This window comes from Streptomyces sp. NPDC050806 (assembly GCF_055586425.1).
Genome location: NZ_JBVJIF010000007.1, coordinates 236,536 through 253,286, shown reverse-complemented (window position 1 = coordinate 253,286; position 16,751 = coordinate 236,536). Strand labels below are relative to the sequence as shown.

Annotated in this window: 13 protein-coding genes and 1 riboswitch; of the genes, 6 read left to right on the top strand and 7 right to left on the bottom strand. The window is 72.5% G+C overall.

The features are described from left to right. The first annotated feature begins 355 nt into the window (after positions 1-355). Both ACZ6WH_RS23240 and ACZ6WH_RS23235 read left to right on the top strand, forming a co-directional pair. Complete coding sequence (locus tag ACZ6WH_RS23240; RefSeq protein WP_469730673.1) at positions 356-1,180, top strand: alpha/beta hydrolase; 825 nt, start codon at positions 356-358, stop codon at positions 1,178-1,180. Positions 1,181-1,449: 269 nt separating this feature from the next. Continuing rightward, a complete protein-coding gene (locus ACZ6WH_RS23235) occupies positions 1,450-3,264 on the top strand; it encodes a M23 family metallopeptidase (RefSeq protein ID WP_469730206.1) in 1,815 nt (604 codons plus the stop codon). A 106-nt stretch (positions 3,265-3,370) separates the two neighbouring features. On the opposite strand, the gene pcrA is transcribed toward ACZ6WH_RS23235, so the two are convergent. Then, entirely contained in the window at positions 3,371-5,842 is a 2,472-nt protein-coding gene (gene pcrA, locus ACZ6WH_RS23230; protein ID WP_469730204.1) for a DNA helicase PcrA, read from the bottom strand. Between the two features lie 443 nt (positions 5,843-6,285). Next, positions 6,286-6,472, top strand: a riboswitch (cyclic di-AMP (ydaO/yuaA leader). A gap of 8 nt (positions 6,473-6,480) precedes the next feature. On the opposite strand from pcrA, the gene ACZ6WH_RS23225 reads away from it, so the two are divergent. After that, positions 6,481-7,644: a C40 family peptidase gene (locus tag ACZ6WH_RS23225; protein ID WP_469730202.1), complete on the top strand. Its 1,164-nt coding sequence runs from the start codon at positions 6,481-6,483 to the stop codon at positions 7,642-7,644. 71 nt (positions 7,645-7,715) lie between these two features. On the opposite strand, the gene ACZ6WH_RS23220 is transcribed toward ACZ6WH_RS23225, so the two are convergent. Together ACZ6WH_RS23220 and ACZ6WH_RS23215 are read right to left on the bottom strand one after the other, a co-directional pair. After that, positions 7,716-8,069 (bottom strand): hypothetical protein, encoded by a 354-nt coding sequence (locus ACZ6WH_RS23220; RefSeq protein WP_432858011.1) that lies wholly within the window; start codon positions 8,067-8,069, stop codon positions 7,716-7,718. A 600-nt stretch (positions 8,070-8,669) separates the two neighbouring features. Then, on the bottom strand, positions 8,670-9,470 hold the full coding sequence (locus tag ACZ6WH_RS23215; RefSeq protein ID WP_469730200.1) for an alpha/beta fold hydrolase: 801 nt from the start codon (positions 9,468-9,470) through the stop codon (positions 8,670-8,672). A 208-nt stretch (positions 9,471-9,678) separates the two neighbouring features. Between ACZ6WH_RS23215 and ACZ6WH_RS23210 the strand changes: the two genes are divergently transcribed. Beyond that, positions 9,679-10,443: a GNAT family N-acetyltransferase gene (locus ACZ6WH_RS23210; RefSeq protein WP_469730671.1), complete on the top strand. Its 765-nt coding sequence runs from the start codon at positions 9,679-9,681 to the stop codon at positions 10,441-10,443. 25 nt (positions 10,444-10,468) lie between these two features. Here the strand turns inward: ACZ6WH_RS23210 and ACZ6WH_RS23205 are convergent, their stop codons facing one another. The 4 genes from ACZ6WH_RS23205 to ACZ6WH_RS23190 all read right to left on the bottom strand — a co-directional run bounded on the left by ACZ6WH_RS23205 (position 10,469) and on the right by ACZ6WH_RS23190 (position 14,701). Further along, positions 10,469-10,612, bottom strand: coding sequence for a hypothetical protein (locus ACZ6WH_RS23205; protein ID WP_469730198.1), 144 nt, complete (start codon positions 10,610-10,612; stop codon positions 10,469-10,471). Between the two features lie 228 nt (positions 10,613-10,840). After that, entirely contained in the window at positions 10,841-11,545 is a 705-nt protein-coding gene (locus tag ACZ6WH_RS23200) for a LuxR C-terminal-related transcriptional regulator (RefSeq protein ID WP_432858005.1), read from the bottom strand. Next, a complete protein-coding gene (locus ACZ6WH_RS23195; RefSeq protein ID WP_469730197.1) occupies positions 11,542-12,858 on the bottom strand; it encodes a PspC domain-containing protein in 1,317 nt (438 codons plus the stop codon). Before ACZ6WH_RS23195 ends, ACZ6WH_RS23200 begins: the two co-directional genes overlap by 4 nt. An 85-nt stretch (positions 12,859-12,943) precedes the next feature. Continuing rightward, positions 12,944-14,701, bottom strand: coding sequence for a serine/threonine-protein kinase (locus ACZ6WH_RS23190; protein WP_469730669.1), 1,758 nt, complete (start codon positions 14,699-14,701; stop codon positions 12,944-12,946). A 291-nt stretch (positions 14,702-14,992) separates the two neighbouring features. On the opposite strand from ACZ6WH_RS23190, the gene ACZ6WH_RS23185 reads away from it, so the two are divergent. Beyond that, positions 14,993-16,516, top strand: a complete 1,524-nt coding sequence (locus ACZ6WH_RS23185) for a PspC domain-containing protein (RefSeq protein ID WP_469730195.1) — start codon at positions 14,993-14,995, stop codon at positions 16,514-16,516. Beyond that, positions 16,503-16,736: a hypothetical protein gene (locus ACZ6WH_RS23180; protein ID WP_432857997.1), complete on the top strand. Its 234-nt coding sequence runs from the start codon at positions 16,503-16,505 to the stop codon at positions 16,734-16,736. Before ACZ6WH_RS23185 ends, ACZ6WH_RS23180 begins: the two co-directional genes overlap by 14 nt. Positions 16,737-16,751: the final 15 nt, after the last annotated feature.

Genomic DNA, 16,751 nt, shown 5'->3' with positions numbered 1-16,751 from the left:
CGACGGTGTCGACGCGGATTTCGACACGGCCGATGCGGATATCGACACGACCGATCCCGCCGACATGGCTGACATGACTGACATGGCCGACACGGCCATCGGTGCCGTCGGGGCGGTCACCGGCATCAGTGCCGGTTCGAGAGCGAGGAAGGCCGCCGGGCCGTGGTCCGCCGACGCGGACCGGACGCACACCAATGCGCGGACCGGGACCGAGGCACTGTCCGGAACCGAGACACGGTCCGGAACCAGGTCGCGGACCGGAGCCGGGGCACGGAGAGGGGCCACGGCAGAGGCAGCGGCTCCGACGGCCCCCGAGGCGCGGGCCGGGACGCGCGCGGGGGCGCGCTCCAACCCGCTGACCGGGACCGGGGCCCAGACCGAGACCGGGGCCAGGGCCGGGGCCAAGACCGGGACCGAGGCCGGAGCCGGCTCCCGCGTCGGCCCCGGTCCCGGCGCCGGCGCCGACCGCCTGCCCGCGCCCGCCCTCCTCCCCACCGAGGGCCGGTCGCACCCGCCCGTGCTCCTGCTGCACGGCTTCATCGACAACCGTTCCGTCTTCGTCCTGCTGCGCCGTTCCCTGCGCCGGCACGGCTGGCGTCACCTGGAGGCGCTCAACTACTCCCCTCTTACGTGCGACATACGCAAGGCCGCCGAGCTGCTGGGCCGCCACGTGGAGGACGTCTGCGCACGCACGGGGCACCGCCGCATCGACATGGTGGGCCACAGCCTCGGCGGGCTGATCGCGCGGTACTACGTCCAGCGACTGGGCGGGGACGCGCGGATCCGGACGCTGGTCACGCTCGGCACCCCGCACGGCGGCACCCGGCTCGCGTCGCTGCTGCCCGCGCATCCGCTCGTGCGCCAGATGCGGACGGATTCCGACGTGATCAAGGAGTTGGCCGCTCCGGCGCCGAATTGCCGGACGCATTTCGTCTGCTTCTGGAGCGATCTCGATCAGATGATGGTCCCGGTGGAGACGGCCCGGATCGATCACGATGATCTCCGTACTCGGAACGTTCATGTCTCCGGTGTCGGACATCTCGCCTTTCCGGTCAACGGCGCGGTTGCCGCCGGCATCCGCGAAGCGCTGGCCGCGGTGGATCCGCTCAATCCGGCCCAGCCGGAGCGGACCGGCACCCCGCCGGAAGCGGCCGCCCCCGACCGGGCATCCGTGGCCTGAACTCCCCAGAACCGCCCCGACCTGCCCCGACCTGCCCGTTCCGGGCGTCGGCGCAGGTGGCCGAAGCGCACGCCGGAGCCGACGGCTACGCCAATCGATCTCGAACATTCTTCGAACGTGGCGCCAAGAACATGTGTGGCGTCCTCCGAAAGACGGCCAAATGCCCGGTCTGGAAGGGCCCGAAACCTACGGAAGATTGTCGCCGTCGCATACCGCCGGGTACAGTCGCCGCTAATTCTCCTGCTGCCGAGGCGAAAGAGAAGTTGGTGGTGAACGACCGTCACCCGTCGGGGAACCCAGACCCGACCGGCTCTGCTGCTGACGCCTCGTACGGGTCCCATCCCGGATACGAGCCGCACGGGCAGCAGGACCCCCAGCTCGGTTACGCCGCGTACGACGGGTACACCACCGGAACGTACGACGCGGGCGCGTATGCCCCCGGGGCGTACGACCCGACCATGTACGAAGCGGCCGCCTACGACACCGGCGCCTACGGCACGGTGTCCTACGACGGCGGGACGACGCACGACGGCGGAGCGTACGAGACCGGCAGCTACGACGTGAGCGGTGCGTACGACCCGAACGGGACGTACGACACCGGCACGTACGCCACGGGGTACGGAACCGGCAGCTACGACTCGTATGCGTACGGCGCGTACGACAGCACCGGTACGTACGACACCGGGGCGTACGACCCGAACGCCACGTACGACACCGGCTCGTACGACACCACCGGTGCCTACGATGCCGCCGGTGCCTACGACGCCACGGGTGCGTACGCCGGGTACGGGCAGCAGGACGCCGGGGCCGGCACCGACACCGGGCAGTGGGACGGCGAGGCCTGGGCCGGCGCCGAGGGGTACGAGGCGGCCTATCAGGGCGCGCAGTTCGAGACGAACCAGTTCGAGGCGACGCAGTTCGGTACGGGCCCCTACGACTCCGGACAGTTCGACACCGGGCAATTCGATACCGGGCAGCTCGATCCGTCCCAGCTCGACCCTTCCCAGTTCGACACCGGACAGTTCGACACCGGACAGTTCGACGCCGGGCAGCTCGACCCGTCGCACCTCGACCCGTCCCAGTTCGAGACCGCGCAGTTCGACGCCGTCGAGCACGTCCAGGGCGCGGCACCCGAGGGTGCTGCCGAGTCCACCGCCGCCTTCATGCCCGAGGACCTGGCCGCGGCCGACGCCGGGGCCGGCGCCGACGAGGACGGCGACCTTCACTCCGCCGTCACCGCGATCATCCCCACCCCCGCCGTCTCCCCCGAGAGCGGGCTCGACGGCCCCTCCGGGGCTGCTCCCGGCGGCCGCCGGGCCGCCCGGCGCGAGGCGCACGGGAGCAGCGGCGGCCGGGGCCGGCGGCGTACGCCGAAGAAGTCCGCGCTGCTGACCGTCGCGGTGCCGTCCGTGGCCGCCATGGGCGTGTGCGCCGTGGCCGCGGCCTCCGTGTCCGGCGCGACCGACAAGGACGACGACACCGCCGTACAGGCCGCGTCGGACGCCTCGGCCGTGAAGCCGTCGGCCGCGAACAACAAGCTGGACTCCCAGCTGTCGAACCTCAGCGCCGACGCGAACGACTTCGCCGACCGTGCCAGTCGTACGCAGGAACGTCTCGACCTGCAGGCTAGAGCGGCCGCCGAGAAGAAGCGCAAGGCCGAGGAGGCGGCGCGCAAGGAGGCGCTGCGCCCCAAGTTCGCGCTCCCGGTCAAACAGCACGGTCTCAGCGCCCTCTACGGGCAGGCCGGCGTCAACTGGATGTCGCTGCACTCCGGGATCGACTTCCCGGTCAGCTACGGCACGCCCGTGATGGCCGCGACCGACGGCACCGTCGTCACCAAGTGGAACCCCGCCTACGGCAACATGGTGGAGATCACCGCGCCGGACGGCACGGAGACCTGGTACTGCCATCTCAGCAGCGCCAAGATCCGTTCGGGCACGGTGAAGGCCGGCGACGTGATCGCGTACTCGGGCAACTCCGGCAACTCCACCGGCCCCCACCTGCACTTCGAGGTGCACCCGGGCGGTGGCGACGCGATAGACCCGCTGCCCTGGCTGCGCTCCAAGGGCATCGACCCCAACTGAGCCGAGCCGCGGTTACGCACGCGAGTACGCATGGCCCGGAGCCCTCGGGGGCTCCGGGCCATGCGTATGACTACCGCTTCCGTACCGCCTACAGCTTCCGTACCGCCTACAGCTTCTGCACCGGCGCGTACCGCAGCAGCAGGCGCTTCGGCTTCTCGCCGCCGAAGTCGATCGTCGCCTCGGCGTTGTCGCCGCTGCCCTTGACCCCGACGACCGTGCCGAGTCCGAAGCTGTCGTGCGTGACGCGGTCACCGATGGCCAGCGCGACCACCTGCCGGTCCTTGGCCCGGCGGGTCGCGAAGCCGCTCGGCCCGGCCTTGCTCCGCGAGGCGGACGAGGAGCCGAAGCCGCCGCCGGAGAAGCCGGAGGACAGGCCGGAGGAGAGCCCGCCCATGGACGCGGACGGCGTCGCCGGGCCGGTCCGCTTCCACTCGACGTATTCGTCCGGGATCTCTTCCAGGAAGCGGGACTGCGGGTTGTACTGGGGCTGGCCCCACGCGCTGCGCATCGTGGAGCGCGTGAGGTAGAGCCGCTCCCGGGCGCGCGTGATGCCGACGTACGCCAGCCGCCGCTCCTCCTCCAGCTCCTTGGTCTGGCCGAGCGCACGCATGTGCGGGAAGACGCCGTCCTCCATGCCCGTCAGGAAGACGGTCGGGAACTCCAGGCCCTTCGCGGTGTGCAGGGTCATCAGCGTGATGACGCCCGTGCCCTCGTCGTCCTCGTCGGGGATCTGGTCGGAGTCGGCGACCAGGGCGACCTGCTCCAGGAAGTCGGACAGGGTGCCCGGATTGTCTTCGTCGCGGTCCTGCTCGAACTCAAGGGCGACCGCGGCGAGTTCCTGGAGGTTCTCGATACGGGTCTCGTCCTGCGGGTCCGTGGACGACTGGAGCTCGGCCAGATAGCCCGTACGCTCCAGGACCGCTTCCAGGACGGTCGCGGGCCCGGCACCGGACTCGACGACGGTCCGCAGCTCTTCCATGAGCGTGTTGAAGCGCTTGACGGCGTTCGCGGAGCGCGCGGCCATGCCGTACGCCTCGTCCACGCGGCGCAGCGCCTGCGGGAAGGTGATCTTCTCGCGGGCCGAGAGGGCGTCGATCATCGCCTCGGCGCGGTCGCCGATGCCGCGCTTCGGGACGTTCAGGATGCGGCGGAGCGGGACGGTGTCCTCGGGGTTGGAGAGCACGCGCAGGTACGCGAGGACGTCCCGGACCTCCTTGCGCTCGTAGAAGCGCACGCCGCCGACGACCTTGTAGGGCAGCCCGACCCGGATGAAGACTTCTTCGAAGACACGGGACTGGGCGTTCGTACGATAGAAGATCGCCACGTCGCCGGCCCTGGTCTCACCCGCGTCCGTGAGCCGGTCGATCTCGTCGGCGACGAACTGCGCCTCGTCGTGCTCGGTGTCGGCGACATAGCCGGTGATCTTCGGGCCGGTGCCGGCGTCCGTCCAGAGGTTCTTCGGGCGGCGGTTCTCGTTGCGCTCGATGACGGCGTTGGCGGCCGAGAGGATCGTCTGCGAGGAGCGGTAGTTCTGCTCCAGCAGGATCGTCGTGGCGTTCGGGTAGTCCTCCTCGAACTGGAGGATGTTCCGGATCGTGGCGCCGCGGAAGGCGTAGATCGACTGGTCGGCGTCGCCCACGACGCACAACTCGGCGGCGGGCACCTCAGGGGTCCCCGGGCCGACCAGCTCGCGTACGAGGGTGTACTGGGCGTGGTTGGTGTCCTGGTACTCGTCGACGAGGACGTGCCGGAAGCGGCGGCGGTAGTGGTCCGCGACGTCCGGGAACGCCTGGAGCAGGTTCACCGTCGTCATGATGATGTCGTCGAAGTCCAGGGCGTTGGCCTCGCGCAGCCGTGCCTGGTACATCGCGTACGCCTCGGCCAGCGTCTTCTCGAAACCGTCGGCCGCCGTCCCGGCGAAGTCCTCGTGGTCGATGAGCTCGTTCTTGAGGTTGGAGACCTTGGCGCTGAAGGACTTGGGCGGGAAGCGCTTCGGGTCCAGGTCCAGATCGCGGCAGACCAGGGCCATCAGGCGCTTGGAGTCGGCGGCGTCGTAGATCGAGAACGATGAGGTGAAGCCCAGCTTCTTGGACTCGCGGCGCAGGATGCGCACACACGCGCTGTGGAAGGTGGAGACCCACATGGCGTTGGCGCGCGGGCCGACCAGCTCCTCCACGCGCTCCTTCATCTCGCCCGCGGCCTTGTTCGTGAAGGTGATCGCGAGGATCTGGCCGGGGTGGACGTGGCGCGTGCCCAGGAGGTGCGCGATGCGGTGCGTGAGGACGCGGGTCTTGCCGGAGCCTGCGCCGGCGACGATGAGCAGCGGCGAGCCCGTGTGCACGACGGCGGCCTTCTGCTGGTCGTTCAGCCCCTCCAGCAGCGCGGCCGGGTCGACGGCGGGGCGGGCCGCGCCGTCGCGGTAGTACGCGTCCCGCTGCACGGGCGCGTCGTAGCGGCCACCGAAGAGGTCGTGCGGCACCTCCTCCGCTGCCGGACGGTCCTCGTCCTCGGGAGGCGGCGGCTCCTCGTCCTTGGGGTCGAGGTCCGCCAGGAAGCTGTCGTCAAAGAGGCTGCTCATCGCCCACCGAGTCTAGGCCGCCCCACCGACAGCCCGGCCCCGGCCGTGAAATTCGGGTGCGGGGAGAAGTGCGGGAGGCGGTGCGGAGAGGGCGGGGACGCGGTGTGGAGGCGGCCGGGGGCACGAGGCGCACGCTTCCCGGCGGCCGGGAGGCGGGCGCCGGGCGGCGCCGAGGGCGCGCGGAGGGTACGGCACCCCGCCGCCCGTCACGGACGGACAACGACACCGGACATTCCGTGGTCGCGACAGCCCTCACATCGGCACGGACACGATCAGGTCACGAAAAGATTGCGGGCAAATCGAACATCAGCCTTCACAGAAGTCACACGAGTTGGCTACCGTGCCGACCGGGCAGCCCGCCCCACCGCCGGTGACAGCACCGGCACGGGCCGCCCCGCCGAGTCCGGTCTGTTCGTACGCACGGCCCTTGCCATACGCATGGCAACTGCTCGTCACCACGGCCAGCCGGAGCCGGGGACCCACACGCACGACCGGGGTGAATCGGCCCCCGCGGAGCGATCCGCACGGCCGTAGGGCACCTTCCGTAGCACCAGTGGGCGCGCGGCCCCACGCGCGCGCTCACGCGCCCGAACCCGACAGCTAACCCGGTAGGCGGTCCACGGAAGGAGTCGCCGGCCTTGGCGTCTCATCGCAAGCCGCGCACCCGCATGCTCACCGTGCCCGCACACCGCCGTACGGCGGCCGGGCTCACCACCGCGGCGCTGGCCTCGGTCACGCTGCTCACCCAGACCGCGGATGCGTCCCCCAGGAAGCCCGCGCCCTCCATGGAGGAGGTCAAGAAGAAGGTCGACGGCCTGTACCGGCAGGCCGAGGTCGCCACCCAGAAGTACAACGCAGCCAAGGAGCGCTCCGCGACGCAGCGCGCCAAGGTGGACGAGCTGCGGGACGCCGCGGCCGAGCGGACCCAGAAGATGAACGACGCCCGGCGGGAGCTGGGCACCTTCGCCTCCGCCCAGTACCGGTCCGGCGGGCTGAGCCCGACCGCGCAGCTGATGCTGGCGCAGGATCCGCAGCAGTTCGTGGACCGCAACCACCTGATGAAGCGGCTCACCGGCCGCCAGCAGGAGGCGGTCGCCGACTACCAGGACCAGCAGGCGCAGGCCGCGCGCAAGCGTGCGCAGGCGACGAAGGGCCTGGAGGAGCTGCAGAAGTCCCAGGAGTCGCTGAAGACGTCCAAGCAGGAGGTCCAGGGCAAGCTGACCGAGGCCCGGCAGCTGCTGTCCCGGCTGACCGCGCAGGAGAAGGCGCGGCTGGCGGAGCTGGAGCGCAAGAAGAAGGCCGAGGCGAAGCGCAAGGCCGAGGAGCTGGCGCGGGAGCAGGCCGAGCGCGAGCGGGAGCAGGACGGCGGTTCGGGCGGTACGGACGGCGGGTCCGGCTCCGGGACGGGCAGCGGTTCCGGAACCGGCTCCGGGGTGCCCGACGGTTCGTACGCGACCAAGGCGGAGAAGGCGATCGCTTTCGCCCGCGCGCAGATCGGGAAGCCGTACGTCTGGGGCGCCACCGGGCCCACGTCGTACGACTGCTCGGGGCTGACCCAGGCGGCGTGGAAGACGGCCGGCGTCTCGCTGCCGCGGACGACCTGGGACCAGGTGAAGACCGGCACGCGGGTCGCAACGGAGGATCTGCAACCGGGTGACCTGGTGTTCTTCTACGACGACATCAGCCACGTCGGGATGTACATCGGCGACGGCAAGATGATCCACGCCCCGAAGCCGGGCGCGAACGTACGCGTGGAGTCGATCTACTACATGCCGATCTACGGGAACGTACGACCGGCCTGAACCGGTTCCGGAAAAGACGAAGTGCGCGGCCGCCCTCAGGGCCGCCCCGCCCATACTGTGTGCGTCGGGCGTCAGGTCCAGAGGAGCGCGATGAAGATGTTGACGACCGTGAGCAGGCCGACGAGTCCGAAGAGCGGCTTCTCCACCTTCTCCTCGTCGCGCTTCACGTAGACCAGACCCAGGATGACGATCAGGACGGCGAGCTTGACGCCGATCTTGATGTTGTCGACCGCGTAGTCCTGCATCTGGTTCAGGCCGACCAGGATGACGCCGGTCACCAGCATCGTGATCGCGCCGTGCAGCATCGCGGGCACGAAGCGGGCGGTGCCCGCGCTCATCGCCTTCATCTGCGTGAGGAAGCCGCCGAGCAGCGAGGCGATGCCGATGATGTGCAGCGCGACGAACACATTGATCACTACGTCCATAGTGGTCGATCGTAGCTCCGGCTCCATGCGGCCCGGCGGGCAGGTCCACCGTCGGCTCGAACTGCCGCGCGCCCCTGGTTCGCGCTCTCGTACGTCACCGGTCGACGTCATTCACCCGGCGGCCAGAAGCGGGCACGGACCGGTAAGGGAGCGGGCAATGCCCGGCAATGGCCCGCTTGCCGGGCGCCGGGAGGTTTAGCGTCCTCGTTCAGGCGGCCGGCTCCCCACCGCCGTCGGTTCCGCCCCGACGGCCGCCGGCCGCCCCCGCCGAAGGTACGGCGGGGGCCCGCTCCCCCTTGACCCGGGCCACCGCCGTACCAACGGCAGGGCGGACGCGGCGGACAGGGAGAGGGGTCGGCGGCGCCGCGAACCCCGAGGGCCCCTCCGGTGCTTTGCTGACGCGAGGGGAACACCGGGCCATCGTCGCCACATTCGTATCGGAAGACGATTGTCGGCAGACCGGGCGGCCGGTTTAGCAATCAATGAATTACGGCTCAGAATTCGACCGACCGGTCGTATTTCGCGTCCCGCACGCCCGCGCCCGCCGGTAACACCGGAACCGGCAGCCATATTCGGCCACGGAAAAGCGGCCTCGGCGGTTCAATGCAAGCGCGGCACATGACCGCTCACCACGAAGTCCCGCAACAGGTCCATCGCCCGTTTCGGCGACTCGCGGAAGACCCCGTGCCCGGCGTCCGCCAGGACGTGCAGCCGTACGTCCGCGTGGCTCAGCCGGTGCGCGAAACGGCGGGCCGCCGAGGCCGTCGCCACCGGGTCCTGCTCGCCGGCCAGGATCAGCGCGCGGCACTCCAGCCGCTCCAGCCCGCGCCAGGGGTCGAACCCCCTCGCCAGCACCGTGCGGAAGTGGTCCAGCACGTCGTCGTTCCAGCGCACCCGGCGGAGCCGGTCGTGGGTGGCCGCGTCCCCGCCGGGCTGCCGGGAGTACAGGGGCAGGCAGACGCGCTCCCACGCCTCGGTCATCTCGTCGCCGGTGTCCCCGGCCCAGTACCGCAGGGCGACGTCCCGCGCCTCCGGCCCTCCCAGCCGTTCGAACATCTCCAGCCGTTCGTACGTGTCCCCGGGCATCACGCTGTCCAGCACCACCCCGGCGAACCGGTCGGGGTGCCGTATGGCCGCCAGCAGCGCGACCCATCCGCCGCTGGACGAGCCCAGGAGGACGGGCCGTTCGATCTCCAGCGCGTCGCAGAAGTCGATCGCGTCGTCCGCCCACCGCTCCCACGTCCACTGGGTCGGCCCGCACCGCACGGAACGCCCGCTCCCGCGCTGGTCGAGGTAGATGACCTGAGCGAATCCGGCCGCGGCGGAAAGCTCCGGTTTGAACAGGGTGTGGTCGGCCCCCGGTCCCCCGTGGAGCAGCACGATCGTCGGCCGTTCGGCCATGTCCGGTCCGTCCGTCTCCAGTTGGGCTCCCTCCACATCGAAGTAGAGCCGAACACCATCACCGATATGTACCCGCACGGCCCTTGACCTCTCTCAAGCAGCCTGATTTTCCAAGGATTCGGGTGGCCCCGGCAGCGTTATGCAAGGGGGCCGAATTCGACCGTCACTATTGCGAAGCTCTCGCAATACGATCGGGTCCGTGGACACAATGACCGAGCACCACCGCGTGCCCGTGGCACGGCCCGAGGTCGTGCGCGCCTGGGTGGACGGCTGGGTGCGTTCGCGCGGCACGGACGGCGCGGTCGAGGTACCGGGCGGCTTCCGGATAGCCGTGGGCCGCACCGACCAGGTCGCGCGGTACGTCCTGCCCGCCGCGGACCCCGCGGTGCTGCGCCGCCTGTCCGTCGCGCTCATCACGCCGGGCCTGTGGCTGAAGGTCTGCGCGCCCCGCTCGGCCGTCGAGCCCGCGCTGCCGGCCTCCTGGGAGTTCCGGGCACCGGAGTACCTGATGACCGCCCCGCTGGGCCGCGCGTCGCACAGCGGGGCGTCACGGGCGGCGGGGGCACCGGAGGTGCCCGACGGGCTGCGGGACGGCCTGGTGCCCGGCGCGGCCCCCGCGCCGCCGCCGGACCCGGCCGTGCTGCCGGGCGGGTACGTCGTCGAGACGGTCGCCCAGGGCGGCATCGTCGACGCGCGCGCGTTCGCCGCGACCGGGGAGGTGGCGGCCGGCGGCCGGGTCGCGCTGGCCGGCGCGACGGCGGTCTTCGACCAGGTCCGCACGGACCCCGCACACCGCCGCCAGGGGCTGGGCCGGGTCGTGATGACGGCTCTGGCGGCCCGTGCGGCGCAGCAGGGCGCCACGCAGGGGGTGCTGGTGGCCCGGGACGACGGGCTGTCCCTGTACCGGGCCATGGGCTGGGAGCTGCACTCCCCCGTGACCACGGCGGTGCTCCGCAGACGGGGCACGCGGTGAGCACCGCCTCGCTCGCTCATCGCACTCAGTGGAGGGCGAGGCTCTTGCCGCCGGCGGCGTACGCGTCGTACGCCGCCCGGGCGCGGGAAGCGCCCGCGCGGTCCCGCCGCGCCTCCGCCCGGGCCGGGTGACCCGCCTGGTCACCCCGGTAGCGCCATGCGTTGGTCACTGCGCCCACCTCCGCGGGGAGTACCGGCCGGGGTACCACCGCGGAGGTGCCCGGTTGGTCACTTCCAAGGTATGACCGGGTGGTCGCCTCGCGGTGACGAGCCACGGAACACCCCGGGACATCGAACGGTATTCGCCGAGCGGGCCCCGGAGTGCGGGCCTGTCGCGTACACTGCCCGCCGCCCGGCCCCAGGAGGCCGAACTCCCGGACCGGCAGCGGCAGTCGGCGTCAGATCAGGCGGCGGGCCGTCGCCCAGCGCGTCAGCTCGTGGCGGTTCGAGAGCTGGAGCTTGCGGAGGACCGCCGACACATGCGACTCGACCGTCTTGACGGAGATGAAGAGCTGCTTGGCGATCTCCTTGTACGCGTAGCCGCGGGCGATCAGCCGCAGCACCTCGCGCTCGCGCTGGGTGAGACGGTCGAGGTCCTCGTCGACGGGCGGGGCGTCCGTCGACGCGAAGGCGTCGAGAACGAAACCGGCCAGTCGCGGGGAGAAGACCGCGTCGCCGTCCGCGACCCGGAAGACCGCGTCCACCAGGTCCGTACCGGTGATCGTCTTGGTGACGTAACCGCGCGCCCCGCCCCGGATGACGCCGATGACGTCCTCCGCCGCGTCGGACACCGACAGGGCCAGGAACCGGACCGGGCGCTCCGGGTCGGCCATGAGGGAAGCGGACCGGCGCAGCACCTCCACCCCGCCGCCGCCGGGCAGGTGCACGTCCAGCAGGACGACCTCGGGCCGGGTGGCCGTGATGACCGTGACCGCCTGGTCGACGTCGGCGGCCTCGCCGACCACCTCGACGCCGGTGATGTCGGTCTGCCCGATCTCGGCCTGGACGCCCGTACGGAACATCCGGTGGTCGTCGACGAGGACCACGCGCGCCCGCCGGGCCGCCCCCTCGCCGCTCCCCTGTGCTGCTTCGGTGGCGTTCATTCCGCGGCCCTCTCCATTTCCAGTTCCACTACCGTCCCCCCGTCCGGGGCCGAGCGCAGCCGCGCCGTACCGCCGTTGCGCTGCATCCGCCCGATGATGGACTCCCGTACGCCCATCCGGTCCGCCGGCACCGCGTCCAGGTCGAAGCCGGGCCCCCGGTCGCGTACGGAGACGAACACCGACCGGCCCTCCACCTCGGCGAAGACCTGCACCGCGCCGCCGCTGCCACCGTACTTGGCCGCGTTCACCATCGCCTCGCGCGCGGCCTGCAGCTGCGCCCCGAGCTGCTCGTCCAGCGGGCAGTCGCCGACGACCACGACCTCGATCGGCACGCCGTGGGCGTCCTCGACCTCGGCCGCCGCCTTCCGGACGGCGTCCGCGAGCCGGTCCGGCTCCTCGGTCTCGTCCTTGCCGCGGCCCTCCGGCTTGTACAGCCAGGCGCGCAGCTCCCGCTCCTGGGCGCGGGCGAGGCGGGCCACCTCCCGTGGGTCGTCGGCGCTGCGCTGGATGAGCGTCAGGGTGTGCAGGACGGAGTCGTGGACATGGGCCGCGACCTCGGCGCGCTCCTGTGCCCTGATGCGCATCAGGCGCTCCTCGGAGAGGTCCTGCATCATGCGCACGAGGTAGGGGCCCGCGAGCAGGGCGATGCCGACGACGACGGCGAGCGCGGCCTGGAGGACCGAGCCGAGGTTCCGGACCGAGCCCTGGAGGATCACGATGGCGGTGACGCCGATGCCGACCAGGAGGACGCCGGCCGCGCCGCGTACGAAGGGCAGTACGCCCTTCCTGCGGCCGAGCTCCAGCCACTGGGCGCGGCGGGCGTTGTCGGCCTGCCGCCACACGAGGGCGACGCCGGCGCCGATGAGGAGCACCGGCCACAGGTAGGCGTTGGCCTGCCCGAGCCGGAAGTTCGAGGCGAGCACGGAGGCCCCGACGATCAGGGCGATCAGCGCGAAGAGCTGGCCCTTGTCGGGGCGCCGGACGCGGCGGGGGCGCCGGCCGTCCGGGGCCGCGCCCTCGGGGGCGTACGGGCCGTACGCGGCCCCTCGGTGGGCGTCGACGCCGCCGACCCCGAGGGGCACGAAGAACCAGAACGCGGCGTAGAGAAGGGCGCCCATGCCCTGCGCCACGAAGAGCGCGACGAAGACGATCCGCACCCAGGAGACGGGCAGCGCCAGGTGGCCCGCCAGGCCCCGGGCGACGCCGCCGAGGAGCCGGCCGTCGGCGCTGCGGTAGAGGCGGCGCGGAGGGCGGTCGGCGGGGTCGGGCACCGAGGCGTACGGGCCCTCGGTACGGGGCGGAGCGGTCGTCATGCTCCCGATCGTCACACGCGGACGGATGTCCGGGCATCAGGGTCGCCCCTGATCGTCCCCTGATCGGTCCCGGCGGGCCGTGGTCTCAGCTGTTCGGCCGGTGGTCGCGGAATCCGTCGCGGGCCACGTTGAAGACGTTCTGGTACTGCGCCCACCGGGCCTTCGGCGCGGACAGGTAGAGGGCGTACTCGTCCTCCCCCTCCTTGCCGAAGCCGAGGTCGATGGCGCGGAACTCGCGCGCCCGGCCCTGGAAGGTGAACTCCCAGACGGCGGCGGGCTGCCCCTGGAACAGGGTGTCCTGGAGGCGCAGCCGCTCGTACCCCTGCGACTTGGCCTTGAGCTGCTGCTCGACCTGCTCGAAGTGGCGGACGTGATTGGAGCTGGCGAAGCCCAGCACGCTGACCTTCAGGCCGACGAGTCCGGACGGGTGGAGGTAGTCGACCTCGTTGCGGTCCGGCATGGCCTGGCGGGTCCAGCCGTTCGGTACGGGGAAGGAGACGCCCATCTTCTTCTCCGTGACGAGGTGGTAGCCCTTGGGCACCTTCGGCGGAGCCTGGCTCGCGGAGGCGGACGGCCGGTCCGGCTCGCCGCCCCCCGGGGCCGCCTGGACGCCGCCGCCGTCCCCCAGGACGTGTATCAGCCCGGCCGCGACCGCGCCGGCGCCCACGACGGCCACCGCGCCCCACAGGACGAAGCGCAGCGGACGGCGGCGGGCGGGGACTGACGGGCCGCCGCTGACGGTGACCCGGTCGGTGGCGTCGGTGTCGCGCTGGACGGGCACGGAGGGGAAGGCGCCCGCACCGGGGACGGCAGCGGGGACGGCACCCGGACGCGTCCCCGTGCCGGTACCCGTTCCCGTCGTCGTAGCGGTGCCCGTACTCGTGCCCGTGCCCGTGCCCGTGCCCGTACCCGTGCCGGTGTCGATGGTGCCGGGCCCGGCTCCGGTCGCTGTTCCGGATCCGGCTCCGGCCCCGGTCCCGGTGCCGGTCGCGGTTCCGGTGCCCGTCGTCAGCGGGCCGCCCCCGGTGCCCGTTCCCGAGGTCGTGAAGCCCTCCACCGTGAGGAGTTCGGTCACCGCCTCGGAGGCGGGCGCGCGGAGGGTCCGCTCGACGGCCTCGGCGGACGGGCGGTCCGACGGCTCCTTGGCGAGCAGCGCCTCGATGAGGGCCGTGAGCGGGCCGGCCTTGCGGGGCGGGTCCAGCGGGTCGACGGCGATCGAGTACGCCGTCTCGACCGCGGTGTTCTTGCGGAACGGGGGTCTGCCCTCGACCGCCTGGTACAGCGTCGCGCCCAGCGCCCACAGGTCCGAGGCGGGCCCCGGCGTACCGCCCTTGACGCGCTCGGGCGCCAAGTAGTCGATGGAGCCGACCAGTTCGCCGGTCTTGGTGAGGGTGGACGTGCCGCTGGCCACCGCGATCCCGAAGTCGGTGAGCACCACCCGGCCGTCCTCGCCGAGGAGGACGTTGCCCGGCTTCACGTCGCGGTGCAGGACGCCCGCCGCGTGTGCGGCGCGCAGCGCGGCGATCATGCCGCGGCCGATGCGGGCGGCCTCGGCGGGCGGTACGCCGTCGCCGGCGAGCGCGGCCTCCTTGATGACGTCGCCGAGCGTCACGGAGGGGACGTACTCCATGACGATGCAGGGCAGGCCAGCGTCGTCCACGACGTCGTGCACGCCGACGACGTTGGAGTGGTTGATGCGCGCTGCGGCCCGGGCCTCGCGGCGGGTGCGCTCGTTGCGCATGGCCAGCTCGTCCGGCTCCAGCTGGAGCGAGGAGGCGTGCAGGCGCTTGACGGCGACCTGACGGCCGAGCAGCTCGTCCTGGGACCGCCAGACGGTGCCCATACCGCCCTGACCTATGCGTTCGAGCAGGCGGTACCGCCCGGCGACCAGCCGACCCTCGTCCACCGCAGCCTCCGACACCGCACGCCCTCCGGCTCCCCCATAACCCGTCAGAGGACAACGATAGTCAACGGAACCTCACCCGTAACGGGGCGGTCGTCCCCGGTCCGCCCGCCGGACCTCGGGGAATGCCGGAGGTGTCAGGAGTGTCGGGGATGCGCCGTCCGGTATCTCAGGGACCGGCCAGGGTTGTCACTGATGCCGGGCCGCGGTTCCGCTTGTCACCATGGGCGCATGAACGATGCTTCCCCTCCCGGTGCGGGTGACGGCGCCGGTACGGGTGCCGGCGCCGGCCCTGACGGCGGCGCCGGTTCCGGGCCGGCACACGGCGCGACCGCCGATCCTCCGCCCCCGCCACGGCACCCGCTGCGACGCAGCCGCACCAGGGTGGTCGGTGGGGTCTGCGGGGGCCTGGGGCGGCACTGGGACCTGGATCCGGTCATCTTCCGCATCGTGCTGGCCGTACTGGCCGTCAGCAGCGGCATCGGCCTCATCGTGTACGGCCTCGCCTGGCTGCTGATCCCGGCGGACGGCGAGGACGAGAACGAGGCGCGGCGGCTGCTGTCCGGGCGTGTCGAGGGGACGGCGCTGACCGCGCTCCTGATCGCGCTGGTCGGCTGCGGGCTGTTCCTGTCGGTGCTCGGCCGGGGCGGCGGCATGGCGTTCACGGTCATGCTCGCGCTCGCGGTGGCCGGGTCCGCGTACTGGTCGAAGCAGCGGCGGGCCGCGGCGCGGGGCACCGGCCCGGTGGACCCGGCGACGGCGCAGGCCGTCGCGGACGCGCCGCCCGAGACGCAGGCGCCGCCCGCGCCGGGCAGCCCTTCGTGGTGGCGGGATCCGCTCGACAAGGAAGGGCGGACCACGGGCACGCACGCGGGCCGGACCGGCTATCTGTGGGGGCCGGCGGACACGCCGTCGTACGAAGCGGCGGCGGCCGGCGGGCACGGCGGGCCGGACCGGGGCGGTGCGCACTCCGAGGGCGCGGGCACGCAGGCCACGGAGCGGCGCGACGCGTGGGAGCGGCGCCCGAAGCGGGCCGGGCGGTCCATCGGCGGCCTGACGTTCCTGCTGGCGCTGGCCGCCGGCGCGGCGGCCACGGCGGCCACCTGGCACGACGGTTCGGTGCCCGCGAGCCTTCAGGCGGGGGCGGCCGCCGCGCTGGTGGTGTTCGGGCTGGGCCTCGTGCTGAGCGCGTGGCTCGGCCGGACCGGCGGCGGCACGGTCTTCATGGTGGTGGTCACCGCACTGCTCCTGGGTGCCACGACCGTCCTGCCGCGCAACATCACCGCCGACTGGGACGTCCGTACGTGGTCCCCGTCGGCCGCTGCGGACGTCCGGCCGGCCTACGAACTGGGCGCGGGCCGCGGTCACCTGGACCTCAGCGGGCTGCGGCCCGAGCGGGGGCGGACGGTCCGGACGCACGCCGAGGTGGGCGCCGGGCTGCTGCGGGTGACGCTCCCCGAGGGCGTACGGGCGCGGGTGCACATCGAGGTCGGGCTCGGCGACATCCAGCTGCCGGGCGAGACGCCCGACGACGTGGACGTGGCGTCGGACCGGGCGCGTACGGTGACGCTGCCCGCGCACGGCCTCAAGAAGGGCGAGCCGCCGCGCGGCACCCTGGACCTGCGGCTGGAGGTGGGGCTCGGCCAGGCGGAGGTCGGCTACGGCTACCTGCCGCCCGTGCACCCGCCGCCCGCGCCGGAAGCGCCGGACGCGGCCGGCGCGCGGAAGGAGGTGGCCGATCGTGCCGCGGCATGAATTCCAGCCCGCGCGGCTCGTCACGGGCCTGACCGCGCTCGGCATCGGCGGCGTCTACGTCCTGGACTCCGCCGGCCGCGTCGACGTACCCGGCGCCTGGCCGCTGATCGCCCTGCCCGCCGGGCTGTTCCTCTCGGGCGGCGTCTCGGCGCTGTACGGACTGGTCCGCCGCCGGCGGCGGAGCGCGGAGCTGCCGCCGCCGGAGAACAGCCCCGGCTGACCGGTCCGGCCGGCC

Coding starts and splice junctions, on each gene's coding strand:
- pcrA (WP_469730204.1), bottom strand. CDS start 5,842: ATGAGCAGCCTCTTTGACGACAGCTTCCTGGCGGACCTCGACCCCAAG.
- ACZ6WH_RS23220 (WP_432858011.1), bottom strand. CDS start 8,069: ATGGACGTAGTGATCAATGTGTTCGTCGCGCTGCACATCATCGGCATC.
- ACZ6WH_RS23215 (WP_469730200.1), bottom strand. CDS start 9,470: ATGGCCGAACGGCCGACGATCGTGCTGCTCCACGGGGGACCGGGGGCC.
- ACZ6WH_RS23210 (WP_469730671.1), top strand. CDS start 9,679: ATGACCGAGCACCACCGCGTGCCCGTGGCACGGCCCGAGGTCGTGCGC.
- ACZ6WH_RS23200 (WP_432858005.1), bottom strand. CDS start 11,545: ATGAACGCCACCGAAGCAGCACAGGGGAGCGGCGAGGGGGCGGCCCGG.
- ACZ6WH_RS23195 (WP_469730197.1), bottom strand. CDS start 12,858: ATGACGACCGCTCCGCCCCGTACCGAGGGCCCGTACGCCTCGGTGCCC.
- ACZ6WH_RS23190 (WP_469730669.1), bottom strand. CDS start 14,701: ATGGGCACCGTCTGGCGGTCCCAGGACGAGCTGCTCGGCCGTCAGGTC.
- ACZ6WH_RS23185 (WP_469730195.1), top strand. CDS start 14,993: ATGAACGATGCTTCCCCTCCCGGTGCGGGTGACGGCGCCGGTACGGGT.